At 66.5% G+C, this 25692-nt stretch carries 24 protein-coding genes; 20 read left to right on the top strand and 4 right to left on the bottom strand.

The genetic code is table 11. The annotated features are described in order from the left end of the window. The first annotated feature begins 168 nt into the window (after window positions 1-168). Genes HNQ70_RS05345 through HNQ70_RS05330 form a run of 4 tightly spaced genes read left to right on the top strand, consistent with a single transcriptional unit; the run spans window position 169 to window position 2667 of the window. A complete protein-coding gene (locus HNQ70_RS05345; protein WP_183965005.1) occupies window positions 169-738 on the top strand; it encodes an RNA polymerase sigma factor in 570 nt (189 codons plus the stop codon). Continuing rightward, window positions 735-1157: a DUF3619 family protein gene (locus tag HNQ70_RS05340; RefSeq protein ID WP_183965003.1), complete on the top strand. Its 423-nt coding sequence runs from the start codon at window positions 735-737 to the stop codon at window positions 1155-1157. The genes HNQ70_RS05345 and HNQ70_RS05340 overlap by 4 nt, the downstream gene beginning before the upstream one ends. Further along, entirely contained in the window at window positions 1154-2209 is a 1056-nt protein-coding gene (locus HNQ70_RS05335) for a DUF3106 domain-containing protein (RefSeq protein WP_183965001.1), read from the top strand. The genes HNQ70_RS05340 and HNQ70_RS05335 overlap by 4 nt, the downstream gene beginning before the upstream one ends. Further along, window positions 2209-2667, top strand: coding sequence for an RDD family protein (locus tag HNQ70_RS05330; RefSeq protein WP_183964999.1), 459 nt, complete (start codon window positions 2209-2211; stop codon window positions 2665-2667). Before HNQ70_RS05335 ends, HNQ70_RS05330 begins: the two co-directional genes overlap by 1 nt. A 34-nt stretch (window positions 2668-2701) precedes the next feature. On the opposite strand, the gene HNQ70_RS05325 is transcribed toward HNQ70_RS05330, so the two are convergent. Then, complete coding sequence (locus HNQ70_RS05325; protein WP_183964997.1) at window positions 2702-4948, bottom strand: arginine/lysine/ornithine decarboxylase; 2247 nt, start codon at window positions 4946-4948, stop codon at window positions 2702-2704. Between the two features lie 580 nt (window positions 4949-5528). On the opposite strand from HNQ70_RS05325, the gene HNQ70_RS05320 reads away from it, so the two are divergent. The 15 genes from HNQ70_RS05320 (at window position 5529) to HNQ70_RS05250 (ending at window position 18892) form a co-directional block, all read left to right on the top strand. Then, window positions 5529-5714, top strand: a complete 186-nt coding sequence (locus HNQ70_RS05320) for a Flp family type IVb pilin (RefSeq protein WP_183964996.1) — start codon at window positions 5529-5531, stop codon at window positions 5712-5714. A 114-nt stretch (window positions 5715-5828) separates the two neighbouring features. Beyond that, window positions 5829-6014, top strand: a complete 186-nt coding sequence (locus tag HNQ70_RS05315) for a hypothetical protein (RefSeq protein WP_183964995.1) — start codon at window positions 5829-5831, stop codon at window positions 6012-6014. Between the two features lie 63 nt (window positions 6015-6077). Continuing rightward, window positions 6078-6605 carry an A24 family peptidase gene (locus HNQ70_RS05310; RefSeq protein ID WP_183964993.1) on the top strand — a complete coding sequence of 176 codons (528 nt, stop codon included), beginning with the start codon at window positions 6078-6080 and terminating at the stop codon, window positions 6603-6605. Next, window positions 6602-7981 (top strand): P-loop NTPase family protein, encoded by a 1380-nt coding sequence (locus tag HNQ70_RS05305; RefSeq protein WP_183964992.1) that lies wholly within the window; start codon window positions 6602-6604, stop codon window positions 7979-7981. Before HNQ70_RS05310 ends, HNQ70_RS05305 begins: the two co-directional genes overlap by 4 nt. Window positions 7982-8002: 21 nt before the next feature. Then, window positions 8003-8842 carry a Flp pilus assembly protein CpaB gene (gene cpaB / locus HNQ70_RS05300; RefSeq protein WP_183964991.1) on the top strand — a complete coding sequence of 280 codons (840 nt, stop codon included), beginning with the start codon at window positions 8003-8005 and terminating at the stop codon, window positions 8840-8842. Between the two features lie 13 nt (window positions 8843-8855). Then, on the top strand, window positions 8856-10511 hold the full coding sequence (locus HNQ70_RS05295) for a type II and III secretion system protein family protein (RefSeq protein WP_183964990.1): 1656 nt from the start codon (window positions 8856-8858) through the stop codon (window positions 10509-10511). A 13-nt stretch (window positions 10512-10524) separates the two neighbouring features. Continuing rightward, complete coding sequence (locus HNQ70_RS05290) at window positions 10525-10830, top strand: hypothetical protein (protein ID WP_183964989.1); 306 nt, start codon at window positions 10525-10527, stop codon at window positions 10828-10830. A gap of 32 nt (window positions 10831-10862) precedes the next feature. Further along, window positions 10863-12110: a pilus assembly protein TadG-related protein gene (locus tag HNQ70_RS05285; protein WP_183964988.1), complete on the top strand. Its 1248-nt coding sequence runs from the start codon at window positions 10863-10865 to the stop codon at window positions 12108-12110. Window position 12111: 1 nt separating this feature from the next. Next, a complete protein-coding gene (locus HNQ70_RS05280; RefSeq protein WP_183964985.1) occupies window positions 12112-12612 on the top strand; it encodes a TadE/TadG family type IV pilus assembly protein in 501 nt (166 codons plus the stop codon). Continuing rightward, window positions 12613-13044, top strand: a complete 432-nt coding sequence (locus HNQ70_RS05275) for a TadE/TadG family type IV pilus assembly protein (RefSeq protein ID WP_183964983.1) — start codon at window positions 12613-12615, stop codon at window positions 13042-13044. Between the two features lie 27 nt (window positions 13045-13071). Next, window positions 13072-14235 (top strand): CpaE/TadZ family protein, encoded by a 1164-nt coding sequence (locus HNQ70_RS05270; RefSeq protein WP_183964981.1) that lies wholly within the window; start codon window positions 13072-13074, stop codon window positions 14233-14235. A 36-nt stretch (window positions 14236-14271) separates the two neighbouring features. Beyond that, complete coding sequence (locus tag HNQ70_RS05265; protein WP_183964979.1) at window positions 14272-15633, top strand: TadA family conjugal transfer-associated ATPase; 1362 nt, start codon at window positions 14272-14274, stop codon at window positions 15631-15633. 12 nt (window positions 15634-15645) lie between these two features. Continuing rightward, a complete protein-coding gene (locus HNQ70_RS05260; protein ID WP_183964976.1) occupies window positions 15646-16623 on the top strand; it encodes a type II secretion system F family protein in 978 nt (325 codons plus the stop codon). A gap of 48 nt (window positions 16624-16671) precedes the next feature. Further along, entirely contained in the window at window positions 16672-17625 is a 954-nt protein-coding gene (locus HNQ70_RS05255) for a type II secretion system F family protein (RefSeq protein WP_246434722.1), read from the top strand. 13 nt (window positions 17626-17638) lie between these two features. Continuing rightward, window positions 17639-18892 carry a LytR C-terminal domain-containing protein gene (locus HNQ70_RS05250; protein WP_183964974.1) on the top strand — a complete coding sequence of 418 codons (1254 nt, stop codon included), beginning with the start codon at window positions 17639-17641 and terminating at the stop codon, window positions 18890-18892. A gap of 120 nt (window positions 18893-19012) precedes the next feature. Here HNQ70_RS05250 and HNQ70_RS05245 read toward each other — a convergent pair whose 3' ends face one another. Next, window positions 19013-20590 carry a hypothetical protein gene (locus HNQ70_RS05245; RefSeq protein ID WP_183964972.1) on the bottom strand — a complete coding sequence of 526 codons (1578 nt, stop codon included), beginning with the start codon at window positions 20588-20590 and terminating at the stop codon, window positions 19013-19015. Between the two features lie 27 nt (window positions 20591-20617). Continuing rightward, entirely contained in the window at window positions 20618-22546 is a 1929-nt protein-coding gene (locus HNQ70_RS05240) for an Ig-like domain-containing protein (RefSeq protein ID WP_221302646.1), read from the bottom strand. Between HNQ70_RS05240 and HNQ70_RS20505 the strand changes: the two genes are divergently transcribed. Next, the gene (locus HNQ70_RS20505) at window positions 22500-23720 is read left to right on the top strand and encodes a response regulator (protein WP_221302645.1); all 1221 of its coding nucleotides are present in this window, start codon (window positions 22500-22502) and stop codon (window positions 23718-23720) included. The genes HNQ70_RS05240 and HNQ70_RS20505 overlap by 47 nt on opposite strands. A gap of 84 nt (window positions 23721-23804) precedes the next feature. Here HNQ70_RS20505 and HNQ70_RS05230 read toward each other — a convergent pair whose 3' ends face one another. Further along, window positions 23805-25571, bottom strand: coding sequence for a hybrid sensor histidine kinase/response regulator (locus HNQ70_RS05230; RefSeq protein ID WP_183964966.1), 1767 nt, complete (start codon window positions 25569-25571; stop codon window positions 23805-23807). Window positions 25572-25692 lie beyond the last annotated feature (121 nt).

Genomic DNA, 25692 nt, shown 5'->3' with positions numbered 1-25692 from the left:
AGACTGAAAGACAACGGCTCCCTGGTGCAGCCATCTAGGCCGCTCGGGAGCCGTCCTGGGTAAGCGCGGGAGGATACTGCACCGCAACACCAGGGTCAAGGCGCCAGACCGGTGCATCGGCCTGCGACCTGATAGGATGCGCGCTCGCCGACCGCAGACCGCCTCGCAATGGCCAGCCGCCAGGAGCTCTCCGACTTTCTCGCCTCGATCGAACGCCGCGCCTTCAAGCACGCGATGTTCGCCGTGCGCGACGAGGATGCCTCGCTGGACCTGGTGCAGGACGCGATGCTGAAGCTGGCCGAGAAGTACGCCGACAAGCCGGCGGCGGAGCTGCCGATGCTGTTCCATCGGATCCTCCAGAACGGGATCACCGACCACTTCAGGCGCCAGAAGGTCCGCAATACCTGGACGACGCTGTTTTCTTCGCTGATACCGAAGGATAGCGACGGATCCGACTACGATCCGCTCGACATGCTCGAGGCCCAGGAAGGCTCGCCGCGCGCCGAGAGCGCCGCCGACCAGGTGGAACGGGCCCAGGTGCTCGGCGCGATCGAAGCCGAAATCGGCAAGCTGCCAGCGCGTCAACGCGAGGCCTTCCTGATGCGTTACTGGGAGGAAATGGACGTGGCGGAGACGGCGTCTGCCATGGGGTGCTCCGAAGGCAGCGTCAAGACACACTGCTCCAGAGCCACTCACGCACTGGCCCGCGCCCTCAAGGCCAGGGGAATCACACTATGAACGAACAGCAATTCGCCGAGCAGATCCGGCTCGCACTCGAGGAATCGGCCGAGCGGCTGCCCTATCGCGTGTCCTATCGCCTGCAGGCCGCCCGACAGACTGCGCTGGCGCGGCTGATCGAGCCCCGCGAGGTCCCGCAGGCCGCCACCGCCCTGCCCTTCAGCCACGGCGCCGGGGCGCTCACGCTCGGCGGCATGCCGACGCGCGACCGCGGGCCTGCGCGCTGGGGCTGGCTGGCCATGAGCACGCTCTCGGCGCTGGTGCTGGCCGGCGGCCTGTTCGTCATCTCCGAGTGGTCCGAAATGGACCGGGCCGACGAAGCCGCCGACATCGACCTGGCGGTGCTCACCGACGACGTTCCGATCTCCGCCTACGTCGACCGCGGCTTCGGCGTCTACATCAAGAACACCCAGGAATGAGCCGGTCCCGGCGCCCTGCATCGCTGAGCGCGCTGCCGGCGCGCGCCCAGCGCCCGGTCGGCATGGGCTGCACGCTGATGCTGGGGCTTGCGCTTGCCACGGTGAGCGCATCGGACCCCGTGTCGGCCGAGCAGCCGGCCGCGGGGGCTCCACCGGCGCATTCCGCGCCGGCGCAGCCCGCATCCGCGCCTGCGGCCTCCAGCGCGCCCGCTTCGCCCGCAGCGCCGGCCTCCCCGGTGACGGGCCCCGCGCTGGCACCCGCTGGACTCGCCAGCGGCGCCGAGCCGTCGAAGGTGCCCTACGAACCCGTGGCGGGCGCGGTCAGCGCCGCCCCGGCTGGCGCCTCTGCGCCTGGCGCCGGGTCCGACACCGTGGGGGATGTCGGCGCGCAGGCCACCCAGGCAGGCGGCAGTACCGCGCCGCCTGCGGCGCCTGCCCCGTCTGCGTCGCCTGCAGCGCCCGCACCGGCTGCCGCGGCTGTTTCCGCTGGAGCGCCCTCGTCCGCCGCCGCACCCGCGCGCGCCGCCCCGCAGGCTTCTGCCGCCCCCGGGGGCCGCTCGCTGCTGCCGCTGGTGCAGCCGCTGTGGTCCGAGCTGAGCGATTCGCAGCGCAAGATCCTTGCCCCTCTCGAATCGCAGTGGAACACCCTGACGCAGGCCGAGAAGCGCCCCTGGCTCACGCTGGCGACCCGCCTGCCGAAAATGGATGGCCCAACCCGCGCCCGGGCCGAGAAGCGCATCCGCGAGTGGGCGGCGCTGACGCCCGAGCAGCGGCGGCTGGCCCGCAACAACTACCGGCTGGCCAAGCAGCTGCCCAAGGAGCAGCGCGTGGCCACCTGGGAGCAGTACCAGCAGATGACGCCCGAGCAGCAGGCCGTGCTGCGGCAGGCCGGCTGGACCAGCAACACCGCCGCCCGCCACGCCGGCGCGCCCACTGGCTTGGCCAAGGAGGCCGCGCAGCCGCTTTGGCGACGCCTGTTCAAGTGGATCTGGGACCCGGAGAAGCCGCAGCCGGCCGCCAACGGCAAGCCCGCTGGCGGAGCCGCGAAGTGATGCCGCCGGCCAGCCCCTGGCGGCGCATGATGTGCATCGCCTACGAGTGCATCCTGCTGTTCGGGGTGCTCTTCTTCTTCGGCTACGGCTTCTCGGCGCTGGTGCAGTTCAAGGGCGCGCCGGGGCCGCTGCGCTGGGCCTTCCAGGGCTTCGTGTTCCTGGTGCTGGCCGCCTACTTCACCTGGTCGTGGAGCGAGGGCCGCCGCACGCTGCCGATGAAAACGATGATGGTGACCGTGGTGACCGAAGAGGGCTCGCCGCTGCGCCGGGGCCAGGCCTTCCTGCGCTTCGTCGCCGCGTTCGCGATGCTGGTGATCGCCGCAGCGGCCGGCAGCTTCGTGCACGGCGCGCTGTGGCTGCTGATGCTGGTGCCCTTCCTCTGGGCGCTGGCGGACCGCGACCACCGCACGCTTTACGACCTGGCGACGGGGACGCGGCTGGTGCACATCAGCCGCTGAGCGCGGCTTCCCCTCGTCTGCTTCCCCTCGTCTATTACCCGGCCTGCACGCAGTCGACGAAGTACTCGTCGCCCTGCGGCCCCTTCTCCACCACCAGCCCGTGCACGTCGGTGTGGAAGCCCGGGAAGCGCTTGTTGAAGTCGCGCGCGAACTGCAGGTATTCCACGATGGACCTGTTGAAGCGCTCGCCCGGGATCAGCAGCGGGATGCCCGGCGGATAGGGCGTGACCAGCATAGTGGTGACGCGGCCAACCAGGTCGTCGATGGGCACGCGGTCCACCTTGCGGTGGGCCAGGCACTCGTAGGCGTCCGAAGGCTTCATCACCGGCACCATGTCCGACAGGTACATCTCGGTGGTGACCCGCGCGACGTCGTGGCGGCGGTACTCCTCGTGGATCTGCTGGGCCAGGTCGCGCAGGCCCACGCGCTCGTAGCTCGGATGGGCGGCGATGAACTCGGGCATCACGCGCCACAAGGGCTGGTTGCTGTCGTAGTCCATCTTGAACTGCTGCAGCTCGGTCACCAGCGTGTTCCAGCGGCCCTTGGTGATGCCGATGGTGAACATCACGAAGAAGGAATAGAGGCCGGTCTTCTCGACCACTACACCATGCTCGGCCAGGTACTTGGTGACGATGGCCGCCGGGATGCCCGACTGCGAGAACTCGCCCTTGATGTCCAGGCCCGGGGTGACGATGGTGGCCTTGATCGGGTCGAGCATGTTGAAGCCGTCGGCCAGCTGCTCGAAGCCATGCCAGTCGTCGCCGGAGCGCAGGAACCAGCCCTCGCGCCCACCCAGGCCGTTGGCGGCGAGCTCGTCCGGCCCCCACACCTGGAACCACCAGTCGGCGCCGAACTCGGCGTCCACCTTGCGCATCGCGCGGCGGAACTCCAGCGACTCGAAGATCGACTCCTCCACCAGCGCGGTGCCGCCGGGCGGCTCCATCATCGCCGCAGCCACGTCGCAGGACGCGATGATGGCGTACTGCGGGCTGGTGGACATGTGCATCAGGAATGCCTCGTTGAACCGGTAGCGGTCCAGTTGTCGCGTCTCCGACTCCTGTACCAGGATCTGCGAGGCCTGCGACAGGCCGGCAAGCAGCTTGTGCGTGCTCTGCGTGGCAAAGACCATCGCCTCCTTGCTGCGCGGCCGGTCCGGGCCGATGGCGTGGAACTCGTGATAGAAGGGATGGAAGACCGCGTGCGGCAGCCAGGCCTCGTCGAAGTGCAGCGTGTCGACGAAATCGCCCAGCGTCTCCTTGATGCGCTCCACGTTGTAGATCACGCCGTCGTAGGTGGACTGCGTGATGGTCAGCACCCGCGGCTTGGCCGTCTTGTCCTTGACCAGCGGGTTGGCGTCGATCTTGCGCTGGATGCTGACGGGGTCGAACTCCGCGAGCGGGATGGGCCCGATGATGCCCAGGTGGTTGCGCGTGGGCTGCAGGAAGATCGGCACCGTGCCGGTCATCATGATCGCGTGCAGGATGGACTTGTGGCAGTTGCGGTCCACCAGCACGATGTCGTCCGAACCCACGTTGCTGTGCCAGACGATCTTGTTCGACGTCGACGTGCCGTTGGTCACGAAGTACAGATGGTCGCAACCGAAGATGCGCGCCGCGTTGCGCTCGGAGGCCGCCACCGGACCGGTGTGGTCCAGCAGCTGGCCCAGTTCGTCCACCGCGTTGCAGACGTCCGCGCGCAGCATGTTCTCGCCGAAGAACTGGTGGAACATCTGCCCCACCGGGCTCTTCAGGAAGGCCACCCCGCCCGAGTGCCCCGGGCAGTGCCAGGAATAGGAGCCGTCGTTGGCGTAGTGCACCAGCGCCTTGAAGAAGGGCGGCGACAGCGAGTTCAGGTAGTTGTTGGCCTCGCGCAGGATGTTGCGCGCCACGAACTCCGGCGTGTCCTCGAACATGTGAATGAAGCCGTGCAACTCCTTCAGGATGTCGTTGGGGATGTGCTGCGAGGTGCGCGTCTCGCCAAACAGGAAGATGGGGATGTGCGCGTTGCGCCGGCGCGTCTCGACGATGAACTTCTTCAGCTCCTTGATCGCCGTGCTCTCCTCGCCCTCCTCGCCGATCTCCTCATCGTCGATGGAGACGATGAAGGCCGAAGCCCGCGCCGCCTGGTTGGCCACCATCGTGACGTCGACGTAGGTGAAGCCGCCCACCACCTCGATGCCCTGATCCTCGATGGCCTTGGCCAGCGCGCGGATGCCGAGACCACTGGAGGACTCGGCCTTCCAGTCTTCGTCGATGATGATCACGGGGAAACGGAATTTCATGGCGGGGGGCTCGCTGCTGGGGGGTGCCGCGGGGGCGACCGGGGGGTCTGCAAGGGCGAAAGTAGACCATAAAACGGCGGCGCGGCGGCACAGGTCACGAGATCGCCACGCCACGGCGTCGCCCGGTACCACGCGGGCCTCCCGAATCGTTCCGACGAAGGCGTGCGGAGGCACATCACAGGCATCGCGTCCAGACAGGCGCGTCCGAGCTCCGCCTGTCGGCGTCGTTGATCCGCCGACGCCAGTCGCCCTCTTTACACGCTTGCATGCGGGGCAAAATCATTCATCGACCGGGCGGCGACCCACCCATTTGGATGGGCCACCCGAGTAGAAATTGCTCGACGGCGCGCGAAGCGGGCTAGATCGTCGAAGTTGCGACCCGTCCCAATGGGTTTACCGTGAACTTTGCACATAAGAATCGGATTTCGGTGGCTACCATGCAGCCATGTCCGGTCGACCGAAGGAAGTCGCTGGACGGCAGGAAGTGCGGGCCGGCAAAGGACCACGGCACTTCGGCCAGGGCTGAAAGGCCCGTGTTCCGCACCCTTGTTTCTGTCAATCAAACGTACAGGAGTTTCAAATGCAATCGATCAAGACCCTGGTTTCCAGCCTGGCCCGCGAAGAAGACGGCGCCGCCGCGGCCGAGTACGCGATCCTAGTGGCGTTCATCGCTGCGGCCGTCGCCGCCGCGGTCGCGCTCTTCGATCTGAACGGGATCTTCACGACCGTCGGCAACAAGGTGAAGGGGCTGATCAACGGCGCCTAAGCCAAGTCTGGCAACTGAGGCTGCTGGGTGCGGCGAGGCAGGCTCTTCGCCGCGCCCAGCGAAACAGGTTGCCCTGGATCGTCCCGGCTTCCAAGCCTGCGGAGAACAACGAGAATGGACATCATCATCCACAGGATCCGCTCTTTCGCTTGGGACGAACAGGGTGCAGCGGCTTCCGAGTACGCGATCGTCGTCGCCTTCGTGGCTGCCGCCATCGCGCTGGCCGTCTCCGAGTTCGACCTCAATCCGATCTTCGCGACCATTTCGTCGAAGATCCTGGCCATCGTAAGCGGTGCCTGAGAAGGGTCTCGCTCCGGGCAGATCTCGCTCTCACTTGGGCTCTCGATCGACCGATTGCACAGCATGAGCCCCCATCTTCTTCCGCTGGCCGCCTTCGTGATCGTTGCGGCTGCCATCGATCTCCACTCCCGGCGGATTCCCAACTGGTTGAACCTCGCTGCTGCGATCACCGGTCTGTCGGCTTCGGTTTTCGTCGCAGGCCTGCCGGGCCTCGTGGACTCCGGCCTGGGCATCGCCGCGGGCCTTCTGATGCTGCTGCCCTTCTTCGCCTTCAGAGTGCTCGGTGCTGGCGACGTCAAGATGCTTGCAGCCGTCGGCAGCTTCGCAGGACCGACCGGGGCGCTCATGTGCGGCCTGTATGGAATGATCGCCGGCGGCCTGCTCGCACTGGCAGTGATGCTGGCTGGCCGGCGCAGGAAGGCTGCCGTCGAGAACCTGCGGCTCATGTTCACCGGACTGCTGCTGCGCATGCAGGGCGCGACGGGCCCCGACGCCGACCTCCGCGGCAACTCCGCCGCGCGGCTCCCCTACGGCGTGGCGCTCGCCGCCGGCACGCTGACTTGGATCTACCTGCAATCGAGCGCACGATGACCGCCTCCGCCGACACCGATCACAGTAACGCCCGCCGCGGCAGCGTCCCCGTCGCCCTGCGCCCACGCGCCCCGCGCGACCTCTCCCGTCTCGGCCTCCCGCACAACTTCCTGGTCGAACTGACCGGCAAGCTGCTGTTCCTGCGGGGACGGCTGCGGCTCATGGAAATGGCCGAGGCGGTACGCCTGCCGCCCAGCCTGTGCGCCGAAGTGCTCAGGTTCATGCGCAGCGAACGCTACGTGGAAGCCAGCCTGCAGGGCGCCACCGAGGCCGACGCGGAGTACAAGCTCACCGACGCCGGGCGCGAACGCGCGGTAGAGGCGCTCGAGCGCTGCCAGTACGCCGGCCCGGCACCGGTCACGCTGAGCGAGTACCAGGCGATGGTGCGGGCTCAGTCGATGAGCCACCTGCTGCTGGACGCCGCCTCGGTGCGCAAAGCCTTCGAGGGTCTGGTGATCGCCCGCGACACCGTGGATCAGATGGGTGCCGCGATGAATTCCGGCCGCGCCATACTCCTGTATGGACCAGCAGGCAGCGGCAAGACCTTCCTGGCCGAGCATCTGGTTTCGCTGCTGCCGGGCATCATCGCAGTGCCGCACGCGATCCTCGTCGGCGGCGAAGTCATCCAGGTATTCGACCCGCTGGTGCACACGCCGGTCGCGGAAGCCGGCGGAGAAGCCGGCGGCGAAACGCCGATGGTGCGCTCCGACATCGACGAACGCTGGGTTCCCTGCCACCGGCCAGTGGTGATCACAGGCGGCGAGCTGACGCTGTCCATGCTGGACCTCCAGTTCGACGCCGGCACCCGTTATTACCAGGCGCCGCCGCACCTCAAGGCCAACGGCGGGCTGTTCATCGTCGACGATCTCGGCCGCCAGCTCGTGTCGCCGCGGGAACTGATGAACCGCTGGATCGTCCCGCTCGACCGTCGGCGCGACTATCTGTCGCTTCACAACGGATTCAAGTTCATCGTCCCATTCGACATGACCGTTGTGTTCTCCACCAATCTCCGCCCCGACCAGCTTGCCGATGAAGCCTTCCTGCGCCGCTTCGGTTACAAAATGTTTCTGGGACCGACGGACCGCGAGAGCTACCGGCGGATCTTCAAGGACACGTGCGAGGAACTTCAGGTGCATTTTGACGAGGCCGCGTTCGAGTGGCTGCTGACGGAGCGCCACCAGAAGGAGGGCCGGGCGCTGCTGGCCTGTTTCCCGCGCGACCTCGTCGGCAGGGTCCGGGACTTTTCCTTGTATGAGAGCACGCCCGCCGAGTTGAGCCCGCAGACGCTGGCCCGCGCTTGGTCGACCTACTTCGTCGCCCCCGGCGACGCGCGGTGGACCTCGGTGGCCGAGAGCCTGTCGGAACCGAGCCGTTGACGGCCTGGAGGAGCTAGAGATATGCGCAACATGAGAGCCCTGCTAATGATCGTGGTCTCGCTGCTGGCGGGCCTGGCGGCGGTCGTCCTGGCCAGTCGCTGGCTGTCCGAGCAGACCGGCATCGCCACCAACAAAGTCGCGGTCGCGGCAGTGGACCTGGAGATCGGGCAACGGCTCACGCCCCAGCAGGTCCGGATCATGGACTGGCCGGCAGGCAGCGTGCCAAGCGGCGCGTTCGCAACGCCGGAGCTGCTCGACGGCCGAGTCGTCAAGGTCGGAGTGCTTCGCGACGAGCCGATCCTCGAAACCAAGCTCGCCCCGGAGGGCACCAAGGGCGGACTGTCCGCCGTGATCGGCGAAGGCAGGCGGGCGATCACCGTGCGCGTCAACGACGTCGTGGGCGTGGCGGGCTTCGCACTGCCCGGCAACTACGTGGACGTGATCGTCAACACCAAGGACGACCGCGCCGCCGACCGTGACAACGAGGAGAGCGTGTCGAAGATCGTTCTCGAGAAGATCCTTGTGCTGGCGGTTGCTCAGGAGGCGAGCCGGGACGACACCAAGCCGCGTGTGGTCAACGCGGTGACACTCGAAGTCACACCCGAGCAGGCCGAGAAGCTCGACCTCGCCCGAAGTGTCGGAACCCTGTCGCTGGTGCTGCGCAACCAGATCGACGCCAGCCCCGCACAGACGGGCGGCGCAACCAAGAACACGATCCTAGGCCGCCCCGTGGCGGCCCCTGCGGCGCCGGCGCCAGCGCCGACGATCCGAGTGGTCTCCGGCCCCCGACCGACACCGGCCCCGCGGCAGACCTGCGTGGAAGCCTACGTGGGTACGGAACGGCAGTTCGAGTGCTTCTGATACGGAGATCCAGATGACAGGATCCAGGAACAGCGCAGTGCGTGCCGGTAACCGCCGGACCCTCGTCAACCTCGCGACGCTCGCCGCGCTCGTCGGCGTATCGGCGTGGGCCTCGGCCCAGTCGGCGGTGGAGAGCGCGACAGTGCGGGGTAGCACTGCGAGAAGCGCGGCTGCGGCGGGTTCGGCAGTGCCGTCGATCAAGGCGCCCGCGCTACGTGGCCAGGGCAAGCCGGCTGGCCTGGCGGGCGAGCCGCGCATGGTGCATATGGCGGATTCCGCCCCGGCCTGCGTCGGCGGGCTGCCGCAGCCGGTGCAGGTGCGGATCAACGCCGGCAAGTCGACGCTGCTGAACCTCCCCGAACCGATCGTTCGACGCACACTGGGCGACCCCGCGATCGCGGACGCCCGCATGGTTTCTCCGCAGGTGATGTACCTGGTCTCCGGCAGCATCGGCACTACCAATGCAATCCTCCAGGGCCGAAGCGGGCGCTGCATGGTGCTGGACATCGTGGTTGCAATCGACACGGACGCGGTGCAGGCAAAGATCGTCGAACTGATGCCCAGCGAGAAGGCCGTGAAGGTCATCGCCGCCGGTGACAGCCTGGTGCTGACCGGCATGGTGACCGACGCGATGGCAGCCGACCGTGCGGTGTCGATCGCCAACGCCTATGTGCGTACCGCGTACCAACAGGGCATGGGGGGTGGCAGTTCGGGGGGCAACCAGCAGGGACGCCTCGGCATCCAGCCTGCACAGAACGGCGCGGCCCCCCAACTGGCGCGGATCATCAACCTGCTGTCCGTGGGCGCACCCCAGCAGGTGATGCTGGAAGTGAAGGTGGCCGAGGTTGCCAAGACGCTGCTCGACAAGCTCGGCGCCAGCGTCAACGCGGCGCGCACCCAGGGCAGCTGGACCTACCAGCTCCTCTCGAACTTCCTCACCGGTGAGGTCGGGGGAATGGCCGGTGCCGTCAAGAGCAGCGTCAACAACCTGGTGATCGATGCCGAGAAGCGCGACGGCATGCTGCGCATCCTCGCTGAGCCCACGGTAATGGCAATCAGCGGTCAGGAGGGCAGCTTCCTGGCCGGCGGCAAGATCCTGATCCCGGTTTCGCAGACCACCGAGGCCGGCGTGCTCCGGGTGACGCTCGAGGAGAAGGAGTTCGGCGTGGGGCTGAAGTTCACCCCGACCGTCCTGGCGGATGGACGCATCAACCTGCGCGTTGCTCCGGAAGTCTCCGAATTGTCGCGCGAAGGCGTCGGCATCTCGACGACGGGCACCAGCGGCCGCGCGGTCTTCCCGCTGATCACCACCCGCCGGGCATCCACCACCGTGCAGTTGTTCGACGGCCAGAGCTTCGCGATCGGCGGCCTGATCAAGAACAACGTTGCGGCCAATCTGAAGGCGCTGCCCATCCTTGGCGAAATCCCCATCCTGGGCGCGCTGTTCCGCAGCACCGACTTCCAGAGCGAGAAGACCGAGCTGGTGTTCATCGTGACGCCCAGGCTGGTCAAGCCGCTCCCGCCGGACTACCAGTTGCCCACCGACCGGGTCGGCGAACCTTCACGGCAGGGCGTATTCCTCGGCGGGCAACTGGACTCCGAGCCGCCGACCCAGCCCGGCGCTGCGAGAGGTGCAGCCCCCGCGGCGGGCGGACTCGAACTGAAGTGACGGGAGAGCCTCGATGAGCATGAGAACCACACTGATCGGCGCGGGCGCTGTCGGACTGATGGCCCTCGCCGGCTGCGCGCCTACCACTCCGGTGTTCGACCGCGGCTTCGGAGAGAGCGCCCGCATTCTCCATGCGCAGCAGGTTCGCGACCCGGCCGCAGCCGAAGCAAACCGCGATCGACCTGTAGACGGGCTGGATGGCCGCGCCGCCAAGCAGGCGCTCGATCGCTACCAGAAGAGCTTCGGCGATCCGCCCAAAGCCGCGAGCCCCTTCCTGATCGGCGTTGGCGCCGGCACGGAATCCGGAGGAGACCGCTGAACGACCGTCCAGGCCCGACAGAGGAGCACATCATGAGCCGACACTTCCGTCATCGCCCCGCAGGTACGCGTCAGCACGGCGCCGTTGCGGTCGCGTTCATCCTGATGATCGTGCTGCTGCTGGGGTTCGTGGGGCTGGTGGTTGATAGCGCACGGCTGTTCGTCAGCAAGACCGAACTGCAGAACGCAGCCGATTCCTGCGCGCTTGCAGCAGCCGCTTCGCTGACCGGTGCCAACACCGAGCAGCTGACCCAGGCCGAGAACTGGGGGATCACCGCGGGTACGCGCAACCTCGTGGGGATGCAGGCCAGCGCAGTCGCCATCCCCGTGAACAGCGCAGTCGCCTTCAGCCGTACGCTGAACGGCTCATACGCAACCAAGGACGCGATCAGTGGCGCGGAAGCACTGGAGATGAAGTTCGCGCGCTGCCGGGTCATCGAGGCCGGCATTCCGTCTGCGCTGATCCAGGTGCTGAACGCGCTGCCTGGCGTGTCCATCGGGCCCGGCACCGCGCGCGCCGAGGCGGTGGCGACGCTTGCACCCTCGGTTTCGAACTGCGCACTACCGCTCGCGGTGTGCAAGAAAAAGGACTCGTCGCCCCCCCATTTCGGTTACGAGAGGGGGGAATGGATGCAGGGGCGCTGGTCCCCGGGCTCAGAGACCACGGGCACCTACAAGTGGGTGAAGTTCCCCGGATACGCGAACACGCCCGACCTCGACGCCCTCATCAAGGGTTCGGGGCAATGCGACCTGAATAACACCAGCACCGTGCGGACACACGAGGGCCAGATCAACAGCCTGGTCGATGCCTGGAACTGGCGCTTCGGTGTGCACAAGAACTCCGGCCAGACCTCGCCGCCCGACCTTACTGGGTACGCCTACACGAAGTCCAACTGGCTCAGCGAACGCGATGCATTCGACGACTTCAAGGCCCGCCGCGGAACCAACGACCCCTGGAACAACCAGCCCAGCCTGAGCGGCGGCTGGAACGCCAGTACGCGCGCCCAGCATCAGGCCGGCGGAGACCGCCGCCTGGTAGTGGGGCCCATCGTCGACTGCGAAGTTCTCAGCAAAGTGTCGCCGCAAACCGATGTGCCGATTCTCGCGTGGGCCTGTTACCTGATGTTGAATCCGGTGGCAAATCCGACCAATGACTGGATGGGGCTCGAGTATCGCGGCTCGTCGCTGGACCCTATCCCGGAGAGATTCAACTGCGTAACCTCCGGCCTTCCCGGCGGCCCGACGGCCGGCGGCCCGAAAGTGCCCACCCTGGTGCAGTGAAATGAGCATGTTCTCTCGCACCCTGTCAGGAGGGCGCCAGCGCGGCGCCATAGCCGTCGAACTCGCGCTGATCGCGATTCCGCTCGTGCTCATTTCGCTGATGGCCCTCGAGTTTGGCCGCGCGATGTACACCTACAACACTCTGGCCAAGCTCACGCGGGACGGAGCGCGATTCCTTTCCGGTTTCGACCCGAGCGTACCAGCCGAGTATCCGACCGGAATCGCAATCAATCGCATGCTGTGCGGACGGGACACCGCCTGCTCTGACGCAGACATCCTCGTGCCCGGCCTGAATGCCGGCATGATCCGCATCTGCGACCGCGTGAACTCTTCGGGATGCCCCGGGCTGAGCTTTGGCGTCGTGCCCACCGGAACGGGATCGATCAACCTGGTGCGCGTGGCGATCGAGGGTTACGTGTTCACCCCCGCCTTCCCCGGCGCGAGCGGATGGGCGAGCATCACTTTCGACACCATCGGCACCACGATGCGGCAGGTGCTCTAGATGAGGACACTCCGCTGCAATCCCGCACGCCAGCGTGGCGCCGCCGCGGTGGAATTCGCGCTAACGGCCATCGCATTCCTGACCCTTGTGATCGGGGCCATGGAGTTCTCGCGTCTGATGCTGACCTGGAACATGGCGGTGGAAACCACGCGTCTCGGCGCGCGGGTCGCCGTGGTCTGCGACAAGAACGACCCCGCGATCAGGCGTCGGATGCGCGACATGCTACCCGCGCTCTCCGACAGCAACATCGTGATCAGCTACCCGGCCGCGGGCTGCACCTCTCTTAGTTGCGAGCCCGTCACCGTGAGGATCGTGAACTTCGACGTGCCGCTGATCGTCCCCTTCATTCCGCTGAACTTCACCCTGCCGTCGCTGGCGACGTCTCTGCCTTCCGAAAGCCTGAGCAGTACCGACAACCCTCTCTGCGACTGATCCCAACCAAGACCCGCGGCCGCCAGCTTGAACGCACTCATCATCTCCGACAATCCGCAAGTCCTCGACGAAGTCCAGAAGAGCGTCGCGGGCATCGACAGCATCAGCGTGCTGAGCGCCTTCCGGGGCTCGCTGGCGAGCCAGCAGAACCTGCCTGTGAAGGGCGAGGTGGATCTTCTGATCCTGGACTGCACCGCCGACGGGGCCGCCGAGCTCGGCCAACTCGAGCGACTTGCGCCGCTCCATCCGCGACTGCAGACGATCCTGGTCGCACCCGCCAATTCCTCCGAACTGCTGATGCACGCCTTGAGGATTGGCGTGCGTGAGGTGCTTACGCCGCCGTTGCGCAAGGAGGATATGGTCGCAGCCCTGCGCCGCATCTCGCAGCGCGGCGCCGGCGGTCCCCGGGCCCAAGGCAAGGTTGCCTCGTTCATCTCCTGCAAGGGCGGCAGCGGTGCAACCTTCCTCGCCACCAACCTCGGCTACGTGCTCGCCGCGCACCAGCATAAGAAGGTGCTGCTGATCGACATGAACCTGCAGTTCGGTGACGCCGCACTGTACGTGTCGGACCGGCGGCCCCCGCAGACGCTGGCCGATCTGAGCCGCGAGATTCAGCGAGTGGACGCTGCGTTCCTGCAGTCCAGCGCGGTCGAAGTGCTGCCGAACTACTTCGTCATCGCCGCTCCAGACGACCCCACCCGCGCGATGGACGTGCGCCCCGCAGCGGTGGATACGCTCGTGCGCCTCGCGCGCGCCAACTTCGACTTCGTGATCATCGATCTCGGCCGCTCGCTCGATGCGGTGAGCGTCCAAGCGCTTGATCTTTCCGACCACATCTACCCGGTTCTGCAGCTGACCCTGCCCTTCATCCGCGACGCCAAGCGGCTGCTCGACGTGTTCCGCTCGCTGGACTATCCGGCACAGAAGGTCCGGGTGATCGTGAACCGGATGGAGCGCGTGCGCGACTTGAATCTGCACGACCTCGAGCAGACATTGGGCACCAAGGTGTTTGCCACCATCCCGAACCATTACGAATCCGTGACGGCGTCGGTCAACCAGGGGGTGCCAATCCAGAAGCTCTCCCGCAACAGCCCCGTGACGAAGGCGCTGCAGCAACTGAGTTCTGAACTGGTGGAGCAGGAGGCTGGCAGCGCCTCCAGCTGGCTGGGCCGAATCCTCGGCCGCAGCTGAACATGCCCTGATGGGTAACGCGATACGGAGCACGGGATGTCACTACGCGAACGTCTGGGAACGAACGAGCAGCAGGAGGAGCGCAAGTTCCAGGTCATCGAAGGCCCGGCGCATGGCACGTCGCGTCGCGCCTACCTCGAGCTGAAACAGCGCATCCACCAGACCCTTCTCGACCGCGTCGACCTGGGGCGCCTCCAGCGCCTGGACCCCGAGCGGGTCGGGGAAGAGCTGAAGCTGCTGATCGAGCAGATCCTCGCCGAGGAATCCGTTGCGCTGAACGACGCCGAGCGCCGCAACCTCGTCCGGGACATCCGGCACGAGATGCTGGGCCTCGGCCCGCTCGAGCCGTTGCTTGCCGATCCGACGATCTCCGACATCCTGGTGAACACGCACAGGCAGGTTTACGTGGAGCGGCGCGGCCGCCTCGAGCTGACAGACGTCACATTCAATGACGAGCAGCACCTGCTCAAGATCATCGACAAGATCGTGTCGCGCGTGGGAAGGCGGATCGACGAATCCAGCCCGATGGTCGATGCGCGGCTGCCCGATGGCTCACGGGTCAATGCGATCATCCCGCCGCTGGCGATCGATGGACCGATCATGTCGATCCGTCGGTTTGCGGTGGTGCCGCTCAAGATGTCGGACCTGTTGGCCTTCAAGACCCTAACCGAGCCGATGGCAAAGACGCTCGAATCGCTGGCGGCCGCGAAGCTGAACGTGCTGGTGTCGGGCGGCACCGGCAGCGGGAAGACCACGCTGCTGAACATCCTCTCGGCGAGTATCCCCCACAACGAGCGCGTCGTCACGATCGAAGACGCCGCGGAGCTGCAGATGCAGCAACCACACGTGGTTCGTCTTGAAACGCGCCCGCCGAACATCGAAGGCAAGGGCGAAGTCACGCAACGCGCGCTGGTGCGCAACGCGCTGCGGATGCGCCCGGACCGGATCATCCTTGGCGAGGTCCGCGGCGCAGAGGCCTTTGACATGCTGCAGGCGATGAATACCGGCCACGAAGGCTCGCTCGCGACCATCCACTCCAACTCGCCGCGTGACGCAATCGCGAGGATGGAGAACATGATCAGCATGGCCGGAATGAACATGACCGTAAAGTCCACCCGCCAGCAGATCGCCTCGGCGATCTCGGTGATCGTGCAGGTGGCGCGCCTGACCGACGGAACCCGGAGGATCACCAGCGTGCAGGAGATCTCCGGCATGGAAGGCGAAACCATCACCCTCCAGGAGATCTTCACCTTCAAGCAGTTGGGGATCGGTACGAACGGAGCCGTCGATGGATACTTTGCCGCAACCGGGGTGCGGCCGCGCTTCATAGAGCGTCTGCGGGCCTTCGGAATCACGCTGCCGGAGGAGTACTTCGATCCGGCGCGGCGATTCTCCTGAGGAGGCCACGAGATGAGCAACCTAGCCGTCGCCGCAGCGGTGCTGCTGTTTCTCGCGGTGTTCCTGGCCATCGAGGCCCTCTACATCTGGTGGAATTCGAGCAAGGGCCCCGAGGCCAGACGTATCGACAAGCGGCTGCGCATGATGTCGGCCGGGGGACACGTGGACTCCGCTCAGTCCACGCTACTCAAGCAGCGCATGTTGTCCAACAGCCCGGGGCTGGAGCGCCTGCTGCTCCATCTTCCCAGGATCGGTTCGATTGACCGGCTGATCACCCAGAGCGGTGTCGACTGGACGGTAGCGAGCTTCCTGGGGACCTCCGGTGGCCTGTTCCTGACCGGCCTCCTCGGTGGACTCGTGCTGCGGTTCCCGCTGCCGGTATCGGTATTCGGCGCAATCCTGCTGGGGCTGATCCCGCTGGAATACCTGATCTTCCGCCGCGCCCAGCGGCTGCGACGCTTCGAGCAGGTGCTGCCGGATGCGCTCGACCTGATCGGGCGTGCGCTGCGTGCCGGGCATGCCTTTCCAAGCGCGCTGCAGATGGCCGGCAGCGAGTTGCCCGAGCCCCTGGGCGAGGAGTTCCGGCAGACCTTCGACGAGGTCAATTACGGAATCTCCGTGCAGGACGCCCTGCAGAACCTGGCTACCCGCGTCCCGAGCACCGATCTCGGCTTCTTCGTCATCGCTGTCCTGATACAGCGGGAAACCGGCGGCAACCTCGCGGAGGTGCTGGACAACATCAGCCACATCATCCGTGACCGGCTGAAACTGCTCGGCAAGGTGCGGACGCTCTCCGCTGAGGGAAGGTTCTCGGCCCTGGTGCTGACCCTTCTGCCGTTCTTCACGGCAGGCCTGCTGTTCGCGATCGACTCGAAGTTCATGTCGACCCTCTGGACTGAACCCGCCGGCGTGAAGATGATCTACGGCGGCCTGTTCTTCATGGTCTTGGGCGTTCTCTGGATGCGCAAGATCATCCGGATCCACGTCTAGGCGCCGCCAGCCTGCGACCTGGCAAACGCCGATACAAGCGAGCCCACAATGCCACCCGACATGCCACTGCCACAGATTGCGATCCTGGCCATGGTCTTCCTGGCCGCAAGCGGACTCGCAGTGGGTCTTTTCCTCCTTCTACGTCGAAGCGAAACCAGCAGGCGCCTCGAACGAGTCGTGACCGGAGCCACGCCGACGCTGGTCAAGGAGCCGTCCCAGTCCGGCTGGGTGGAGTCTGTCGTCAAGCTCGCTTCACCTCTGGCCAGGCTCTCGATCCCCGACGAAGGCTGGGAGCAGTCGGAGATACGCCGCAGGCTGATGCATGCCGGCCTTCGGAGTGCCTCGGCGCCCGTGGTGTTCTTCGGTGTGAAGACCTTCCTCGGCCTAGCGCTGCCCTTGGTGGGCTGGTTCGCCATCACGATGGCCGGCAAGGACATGGGCGCGAGCCGACTCGTCATCCTCCTCACGCTACTCATGGGAATGGGCTACTACCTGCCCAACCTGGTCCTGAACCGGATCGTAAAGCTGCGCCAGCGCGAACTCTTCGAAGCGTTCCCGGATGCGCTGGACCTGCTCACGATCTGCGTCGAGGCAGGCCTCGGACTGGACGCTGCGCTCGCGCGCGTGGCAAGCGAGATGCAGCTCAAGAGCGAGGTGCTGGCCGACGAGCTCCAGCTCGTCGTGCTCGAGATGCGTGCCGGTGGCGGCAAGGAACGGGCACTGCGAAACCTTGCCCTGCGTACTGGAGTGGAAGACATCGACACGCTGGTGGCAATGTTGATCCAGTCCGAGAAATTCGGTACCAGCATCGGCGACGCGCTCCGCATCCACTCCGACATGCTGCGGTCCAAGCGGCAGCAGCGTGCCGAGGAGGCCGCCGCAAAGGTCGCGGTGAAGCTGATCTTCCCGTTGGTGTTGTGCATTTTCCCCTCGATCTTGATCGTGGTTGCCGGGCCCGCAGTACTGCGGATCGGCAAGCTCCTGTCCACCTTCGGCCAATGACAATGGAGGTCCAATGGAAAGCTCGATGACCAGGACGGCAATGGCGGTGGCGGTGGTGGCCGCGTTGTCCGGCTGCGCGGCGTTCTCGCCCGGCGCGAAGGCCCCGCGGGCGACCACCGTCGCGCTGGAGCGCGTAAGCCACAGCGTCGGCGATGCCGGCGGGCAATACGCGCTCGGCAAGTACTACCTTGGACAGCGCCGCCACGCCCTTGCGCTGGTGGCCTTCACCAAGGCGATCGCCGCGGACCCGGCTCACGTCGAGGCACGCAACGGCCGTGCCGCCGCGCTGGCCCAACTGGGTGACCTGCAGGCGGCGGCTACCGAGCTCGAGGCCGCAATCCAGCGGGCGCCCGAGTCCGCGCATCTGCACGGCAACCTCGGCTACGTGCGCATGCTGGCCGGCGAGCACCGCGCGTCCGCAGAGGCCCTGCGCCGCGCTTTCGATCTCGACCCGCGCAACGAGCGTGTGCGCGCCAACTGGTCTGCGCTCGCCGCGAAGGTTGCCGAAGATCCGGCGAAAGCCGCAGTCCTTGCCGGGCGCCCGGCGGTCGCCAGCGCGGGAATCACAGCCCCTGCGCCGGCCGCTGTCACGCCGTCGGCGGTGCGCGAGGTCGTGTCTGCCTCCGTCATGAACCTTGCATATGCGCCCTCCCCTGTCGACGTGGGGACGATGCAGTCCGCCAGACCCTCCCTGACCGTCATCACCGTGCCCGCCGCCGGGAACAGCACGGCGATCTCCAAGGATTCATCGACCCAGGACGCAGGCCCAGCTCTTGCTGCCCCCTCTACGGTAGCGTCGGCAGCCGCATCGACGGCCAAGCTCCCGCCCTCGGCCCCCCTGGCTGCGCCACCAGCGGCGGTCGCTGCGCTGAAAGCGAGCAGCCTCGAACCGCCGCGCGCTCCGGCCAGAGCCCAGCCGCCTGCGCGTGTAGCGGTTGCCAACGGGAATGGCACCCCCGGCATCGCCCGTCGCTACGGAGAGGCACTGCGTTCTGGAAGCATGCAGGTCGTGCGGATCTCGAATGCGCCGCGCTTCGACCTTGCGCGCTCGAAGATCCTGTTCCGTGACGGCCATCTCGATTCGGCATTGGCCCTCAGCCGCCGCCTGGCCAGCAAACCCGAGATTCACCTCGACAACTCGATCCCGTCCCGCGTGGACGTGCAACTGGTCCTCGGTAACGATGCCCCCCAGGATGGGCCGCTTGCCGAGAACGAGGCAGGCCCTTCCCAGGTCGCATCGGTCTCGGAAGCGCGGACGGAACGCTGAGTCGCCTTGCCGCGCACTGCCACGTCCGCGACATGTCGCATTCGTTCGTCAATCGCGTCTTGCCGCGTCGGGGACCCGCCGACCGCGTTGCCTCCAGGCATCGAGGCGATGTCGGCCAGCTCAGGGTGCAGCCAGCCTCCAGAGCCGCCACGTATTCTGCGTGGCCTCCAGCCGCATGCAGGATGCCGGGACGCCTGCGAACGAGTTCTCGACCAGATGAGTGAACCCGAGCGCCAGCACCGCCACGCAGTCCAGGCGACCTGAGCCCAGGTCGAGGATGGCCCGCTGCACCTCCGGCCGTGCGGCCCCCAGCTCGAAGCCTGGAGAGATCCGTATCCGTCCGGGGTTATGGAACAGCATCGAGTACATCGGCGGCATGTTCCCCGCCAGCACGACTGAGCCGGGCGGCAGTTGGAACCGCACCTGATCGGCCCACTTGGGCACCTGCGGAGGAATGCTCAGCGCGCACAGCAGCAGCACGGCGGCGACCACCGATCGCAGCTTCGCACCGGACTGCGTCCTACTGCGGAGCAGTTCCTCGCCCTTTGCAGCCGCAATGAGCCCCAGCGCACACAGCATGAACATCGCCGCAACTACGTTGGCGTAGCGGATCTGATTGGACAGCAGGAAGAAGCCCGCGAGCAGCACGAACCTCGGCTCGGCGGCACCCTTGCCGATCGCCCAGGCGGCGCCCGCCGCCAGGAGCACGAACTCGGGCGCGGAGACCATCGCGAAGATACTCACGTTCTCCCCGACCGACAGCTCCGGGATACGCCTGCCAACCGCCTCCAGGGGCCAGACGAACGTAGCGACCAGTTCGCCCCCGGTCAGCCAAAGCCAGAGGAGCGCCCACGCGGTGCCCAGCGCGGCCGCTATCGCCAGCCGTGCGCGCAGTGAGGTCTGCAGCAAGAGCGCGGCCGTGTAATAGATCGGCGCCAGCCAGTAGGCGGACCCTAGCGCGACGCCTATGACGACCCAGAGCGCGATCCCACCGCGGCTCCGCGGAATCACCGCGGAAATTGCCCAGGCGGCCATGAATACCTCGGGTCGCGCCAAGGACAGGCGCAGCGCCAGCAGCGAGCACAGTAGCAGCCAGCCCGCCGCCACCCAGAACCAGCGATCCTCCCGGCCGGACAACACGCGCAGGCCCGCGCCGATCACCGCGAACGAATAACAGGCGAATGCCGCCGCCTGCGCAAGCCACATCGTGGCCGGGAGGCCGATGCGTTGGGCCAGGTACCCCAGCAACCCGTCGAAACCCGGGTACAGCGGATGCGGAGGTAGTGCTGTGTGGACGTACATGTCCTGGTAGCCCCGGGGCCAGAACGCCGAAGCGATGTGGCGCAACAGATCATCCGAGGCAGCGGGTGGCTGCAAGACCAGCCGCGCGAGGATCGCCGCGGCCGGAATCGCGACGAGCAGCCACGGCGCCGCCCCAAGCAGGCTGTCGACCCGCAGCGCGAGGCGGTCGGCGTTGGCCCAGACGAGGACCAGGAACGGCAGCATTGCCAAAGGCGACAAGCGTGCGAGCAGCACGAGGCCACAGACGAACACCAGGATGGCCCCGGCGTTCCGGTAGGGCGCGTCCTCGTAGATGCTGAGCAGTCGCCTGCTTGCGCCGAGGATGGGCAGGCGGGCGGAAACACCTTGCCCGGAAGCTGCTTGCGCCGGGGCCCTGGCGCCGGAATCGGGAGCCATGCGTCAGGGCCCGGAAACCTCAGGCGCTCAGGCCCCGACGTTCACGAAGATGTCGGAGATGATGCCCCGGGGCGTTTGCGTCCGGATTCGCACCGCCCCAGAGCCCACGCACTCGCCGCTGACCGGATCGCGCCCGCTGATCGCGAACGCATGGTACGTACCACCACGAGCGTTCGTGTTTGGCACCCTTGTCGGCTCGCTGGAGGTACTGAGCTTGAAGGCTCCGCCCGTATCCGCGGACACGACCGTGCCTTCCGGCATCGGGTTGCCATTCAGGTCCTGCAGCCAGAAGCCGACGACGGCCGAGCATGCAGCCCCGAGGGAGTAGCTCGTCGGAATGTTGCTGATGTTAGGTGACCCGAATACAGGAGAAGTTCGGAAATACGGCACCGACCCCGAGAACACGATCACACCACCCGAGCGCACGTGGGCTCTTCCCCATACGCCGTCGCAGGTGCCGGGTACGCTGGCCGTTCGCACGGCAGGCAGGGAATTGCTCGCGCAGGCGCCGCTCTGGGCCGTGAGGAAGGGGACGAACCGCTCGCCGGCCTCATACGCACCACTCTGGTTCCGGTCGATGAACAGGTAGCCCATGTCGTAGAAAGCCTCGCCGACGTCGTAGCGGTTGTTGCTGTTCCAGTCTTCGTAGTGCTCTTCTCCAACCGCGTAGGCGACCACACCTACCCTGCCATCCGAGGGCCTCGTGCCCTGGCTGAAGACGGAAACACGACAACGCCCCGGCGAGTCCTCCCCCGGCGAGTCCCCCCCCGGCAGCGGTCGTCCCGTTATGACACCGGTCTGGCAGTTGGCTTCCACCATGCCGTGGTCCGCAATGAAGCTGATTGCCGTTCCGTCAGGAACCGGATTGCCCATGGCGTCGGCCGCGATCACCCCGACAGAACCGCATTTGCCGTCGTAGCTCCAGCCTTCGCAGTTCAGCACCTCGAAGCTCGTCGAAAACCGGCTCTGTATCGGCTGCCCCGTCGACACCGCGAGCTGCACCGAGTTGGTGGTGACGGTACGCGTCGCGGTGGTGATTGATGCGATCACCCAGACCGGCGTCGGAAGAGTGCCCGACTGCACCTGAACCTCGACGAACCCGTTCGCGTCGGTCTGCTTGACCACGGGCCCGGGCAACTGGTCGATCAGGATGCCGCCGGTATCATTGCTCAGACTGAGGGTGACGTTGGTCGGCGTTGCGACCGGAACGCCGGCCTCGTCGACGACCTGGAATCGCACCGTGGAGATTTCCGGGAAGCGCACACCCGTGCCGGGCCCCTGCGTGCCCCCGGTCCCCCGCAGCGCGATCACCATCGGCGAAGCGCTTGCGAACTGGATGTTGGCCACCGACGGGCTTAGCACCGGGAGCGTGGCCGCGCGAACCACGCTGGTGCCTTCGACCGTGGCAGTGACCAGGTCCTGCGAGCCGCAGCCCTTGTCCACGTAGGTGGCCCGCGCGATGCCATTCACCGTGGAGACCATCGGCGTGATCGTCGCCCGCGGCGGGTTCTGCGCCGCGCAGGCCGAGGTGAACCGGACCTGCACCAGCGTAGAGGTCGGCACTCCGGAAACCGATACGGAGAACACCGTGGTTCCGTAGGCCGAGAGAGGCGAGATTCCGGGCGCAAGATCGCCGAGCGCCACCTGCGAGGCACCGACTGCGACGCTCGTGCTGCCGGTGAAAGCGCTCTCGCCGACCTGCACGCTGCCGCTGATCGCGTAGGCGCCCGCGGTGGACAGTCTGGCCGGGCCGAGATTCACGCTGGCAACGCCATTCTCATCTGTCAGCGCGGTCGCGGCCGGCGAAAACGTGATGGCCGCTTCGTCCGACGCGCTGAATCGCACCACTGTGTTCGGCAAGGCCTTGCCGTTGCCGTCCTTCACCAATGCCCGCACGAGCGACAGCGACGTGAACGAGATCGTGTTCCTTGCCGCGCCGGTGACCGGATCGATCACGCCGACGGTGACCGTCGCGGTTGTGGATGCGGGGGTCGATGGCGTGCTGATGCCGCCGCCGGGCAGGATCACTGTGTCCTTGGCAGGATCGGACGACCCGCCACCCCCGCAGGCCGCGAGCAGCGTAGTGAGAATCACCACGCCGCACCGGGGGGAAAGCGCCCGGAGTCGTGCACCGTTGAATCGAGCGGCCGTCGTCATTGCAGAGTCCTCGGGATTTGACCGCAACGATTATAGGTTCGGCATCCTGCGCGCCGTACCCACCCGATCGGGTGGCGTATCGAGTGTTTCGCGGCATTCGTCACAATCGCCACGCAAGAGCGGCCTGGAAGCCGCCGGCCGTGAAGCCGTTCCTTACGAATGCGATAACCTCCAGGCAACCTCCGGCGTATCGCCCGCATTTCCTGTCGAACCAATATCCACTTTCACCCCCGAGCCCCAGATGGACATCCTCATCATCGACGACCACCCCCTGATCGTTCAGGCGGTTACCACCGTCATCGAGGCCTTGGCGCCCGGGAAAAGGGTGGCTGCGGTGGATCGTGTCGAAGCTCTCGAAGATGTCGTCGCGAGCACAGACCCCGACCTGGTGCTGCTGGACCTCACCCTGCCAGGCATCAGCGGGCTTGAAGCACTCCGAGTGGTCCGGGCATGGTGCCCCACCGGCCGCATCGTGATCTTCTCGGCAATCCACGACCCACCGACCATCGCACGAGCATTGCGTTCGGGGGCGAGCGGGTTCATTCCCAAGACTTCGCCGCGCAGCGTCCTGTCACATGCACTGCAACTGGTTCTGGATGGGGGCATCTACGTGCCGCCAGACATCCTTTGCCTCATCGACACTGGCGTTCAAGATGCATCGGCTGTTCATGCAGCGGTGCATGACTCCGCCGTGGCGAAGGTCAACGCGCTCATGGCGCCGATCGGGCTCACCGCTGCCGAGCCCAGCACCAGCGCCCTTGCCAACCTGACCGAGCGACAGCGAGAGATCGTCGAGCTGTTGGCCGCTGGCCTGACCACGAAGCAGATCAGCCGGCGTCTCGCGATCTCGTCCAACACTGTGAAGTCCCACGTCGCGGTGATCTTCCGTACCCTCGGCGTAAGCAATCGCGCCCAGGCGGTGGCCGTCACAGGGGCCTCGCGCCGCACCAGCGAGCAGTCGACGAGCCCCTGAGGGCGCAGCGATCGACCTGCCTTCGCACCCCATAGGGGAACTCTAGCTGCCGGCCGGCGGATGGGTATGTCCGCTTGGGGGCAGTCAAGCACCCCTTTCTGGAGAACCCCGCTTCGGCATCGCACGAAGGGCCTCGGCGATCCGCTCCACAGAGATCGGCTTGTGTAAAGTGGAGATACCAAGCTGCGCCGCGCGCCCGATGACCTCTGCCCGGGTGTCTCCCGTGACGAGCAGGAAGCGGCAGTCCCGCAAGCGCTCTCGCATCGCCAGGATCGTCGCGATTCCGTCCATGCTCCCCGGAAGGCCGAAATCCACCAAGGCAACTTCGGGCATGAACCGTCCGAGCGCCGTCAGCGCGAGCGCCCCTTCTGCATCGGACGCAAAGCGGGCGTCGATGCCCAGCGATTCTGCGACTGTGCGCATCGCATCGATGATCAGGCGATCATCCTCAACCACGAGCATGCTGCTCACGTCGAGCGATGTGGCCCACCGCACTCGGGTCGCATGCGCAGGAAACAATTCCGCGTCGGCCTGGGCCCCCGGTACAGTGACCGAGAAACGCGTACCTCGGCCCAGTTCGGATACAACCGACACCGTGCCGCCCAGCAAGTCCAGAAGACGCCGGACGATTGCCAGGCCAAGTCCCAGACCTTGTCCCCGATTCCGATGGGGGTTTTCCGCCTGGAAGTAGTCGTCGAAGATGTGCTCAATGGCCTCCGGTGGAATCCCCCTTCCGGTGTCCGAAACCACGAACTGCATGTCACTGCCGTTACGAGAAGCCTCGACACTGACACCCCCCGCGTCGGTGAACTTGAGCGCGTTCTCGATGAGGTTTCGGAGCACCCTCTTGAGCAGCTCCGGGTCCGTGAAGGCGGCGAAGTCGCCCCCCACTACGCGCAGGTGAAGCCCCTTTGCCTGTGCCCGCGGCAGGTACTCTGCCTCGAGTGCGATCACGATCTCCGCCGGAACGCAGGCCCGGCTGTCCAGCCTTACGACGCCAGACTCGAGACGCGACATCTCGAGCAGCGAGGACAGTATTTCCTCGAGCGCCTGGAGCGGCGCGTCCAGCTTCTCCGCGACGGCGCGCATCGCCTGCTCGTCTCGTGCCGCCTGCATGGCTGACAGCAGGAGGCTCATCGATGTGACCGGCTGGCGAAGATCGTGGCTCGCCGCAGCGAGGAAGGCCGACTTCACCCCCATCGCCGACTCCAACTCCCGTCCGCGTTCCTCGAGTCGCTGACTCAATTCCGCCTCGCGCAGGCGCGCTCGGATGGCGTCGCGGATTGCACGATGCGCTGCACCGACCGTCTGTCGCACCGAGAACAGAAGCATCAGCGTGATGATTGCCACCAGCAGACCAGGGTAGCCGCCGTAGGCGGCCCAGGCCACAGAGAGCGGTCCGAGCAATGCCATGCCAAACAGGTAGGCCGACAGGGGATGCACCAGTGACACCACGACTGCGGCGGCGAACCAGCCGAAGAAGGCCACTGTGATCACCGCGCGCTCGATCTGCAGCAGCTCCGGGAACCAGATGACGGGCGCCAGTCCCGCAGCCAGGCCTGTGAATACCAGTATTCCACTCAGGACACGCGCCCGTGAACGCAGTGCGGCGTCCGCCAGGTCGGCCGAACGGAAGATGCGCGCCAGCACCCAACGGATCAGCAGGCTGAGCGCAATCAGCACGCCCCACCCGATGCGGTGCTCGCGCGATACGTGATCGCCGACGAAGAGGGACAGCACCGGCAGCAGGAGGACCCACATCGGCACTTGCGCGGCCTGCGCGATCAGGACCCGGTACAGCTCCGCGTCAATGGTCGGTGAATGGCCGTTGTCGTCGCCCTTGCGCGTCAATGCGCTCTCCGTGTCAGTTGCCGCGTCCGGCCACCTCTGGCACTGTCGGCGCTCGATTAGAACACCCGGCCCGCAATGCGCGACACCCCCCCGCGGGGCGGTTCGCGAGGAATCGAGCGTC

Origin of the sequence: Quisquiliibacterium transsilvanicum, assembly GCF_014202215.1 — a bacterium.
Lineage (GTDB): Bacteria > Pseudomonadota > Gammaproteobacteria > Burkholderiales > Burkholderiaceae_E > Quisquiliibacterium > Quisquiliibacterium transsilvanicum.
This window is presented reverse-complemented; position numbering and strand designations above follow the sequence as displayed.

Excerpts from the sequence above, each read along its gene's own strand:
- HNQ70_RS05345 (WP_183965005.1), top strand. The coding sequence starts at position 169 with ATGGCCAGCCGCCAGGAGCTCTCCGACTTTCTCGCCTCGATCGAACGC.
- HNQ70_RS05260 (WP_183964976.1), top strand. The coding sequence starts at position 15,646 with ATGAGCAACCTAGCCGTCGCCGCAGCGGTGCTGCTGTTTCTCGCGGTG.
- HNQ70_RS05330 (WP_183964999.1), top strand. The coding sequence starts at position 2,209 with ATGCCGCCGGCCAGCCCCTGGCGGCGCATGATGTGCATCGCCTACGAG.
- HNQ70_RS05280 (WP_183964985.1), top strand. The coding sequence starts at position 12,112 with ATGAGCATGTTCTCTCGCACCCTGTCAGGAGGGCGCCAGCGCGGCGCC.
- HNQ70_RS05265 (WP_183964979.1), top strand. The coding sequence starts at position 14,272 with ATGTCACTACGCGAACGTCTGGGAACGAACGAGCAGCAGGAGGAGCGC.
- HNQ70_RS05245 (WP_183964972.1), bottom strand. The coding sequence starts at position 20,590 with ATGGCTCCCGATTCCGGCGCCAGGGCCCCGGCGCAAGCAGCTTCCGGG.
- HNQ70_RS05305 (WP_183964992.1), top strand. The coding sequence starts at position 6,602 with ATGACCGCCTCCGCCGACACCGATCACAGTAACGCCCGCCGCGGCAGC.
- HNQ70_RS05315 (WP_183964995.1), top strand. The coding sequence starts at position 5,829 with ATGGACATCATCATCCACAGGATCCGCTCTTTCGCTTGGGACGAACAG.
- HNQ70_RS05275 (WP_183964983.1), top strand. The coding sequence starts at position 12,613 with ATGAGGACACTCCGCTGCAATCCCGCACGCCAGCGTGGCGCCGCCGCG.
- HNQ70_RS05335 (WP_183965001.1), top strand. The coding sequence starts at position 1,154 with ATGAGCCGGTCCCGGCGCCCTGCATCGCTGAGCGCGCTGCCGGCGCGC.
- cpaB (WP_183964991.1), top strand. The coding sequence starts at position 8,003 with ATGCGCAACATGAGAGCCCTGCTAATGATCGTGGTCTCGCTGCTGGCG.
- HNQ70_RS05295 (WP_183964990.1), top strand. The coding sequence starts at position 8,856 with ATGACAGGATCCAGGAACAGCGCAGTGCGTGCCGGTAACCGCCGGACC.
- HNQ70_RS05310 (WP_183964993.1), top strand. The coding sequence starts at position 6,078 with ATGAGCCCCCATCTTCTTCCGCTGGCCGCCTTCGTGATCGTTGCGGCT.
- HNQ70_RS05340 (WP_183965003.1), top strand. The coding sequence starts at position 735 with ATGAACGAACAGCAATTCGCCGAGCAGATCCGGCTCGCACTCGAGGAA.
- HNQ70_RS05320 (WP_183964996.1), top strand. The coding sequence starts at position 5,529 with ATGCAATCGATCAAGACCCTGGTTTCCAGCCTGGCCCGCGAAGAAGAC.
- HNQ70_RS05290 (WP_183964989.1), top strand. The coding sequence starts at position 10,525 with ATGAGCATGAGAACCACACTGATCGGCGCGGGCGCTGTCGGACTGATG.
- HNQ70_RS05250 (WP_183964974.1), top strand. The coding sequence starts at position 17,639 with ATGGAAAGCTCGATGACCAGGACGGCAATGGCGGTGGCGGTGGTGGCC.
- HNQ70_RS05285 (WP_183964988.1), top strand. The coding sequence starts at position 10,863 with ATGAGCCGACACTTCCGTCATCGCCCCGCAGGTACGCGTCAGCACGGC.
- HNQ70_RS05255 (WP_246434722.1), top strand. The coding sequence starts at position 16,672 with ATGCCACCCGACATGCCACTGCCACAGATTGCGATCCTGGCCATGGTC.
- HNQ70_RS05325 (WP_183964997.1), bottom strand. The coding sequence starts at position 4,948 with ATGAAATTCCGTTTCCCCGTGATCATCATCGACGAAGACTGGAAGGCC.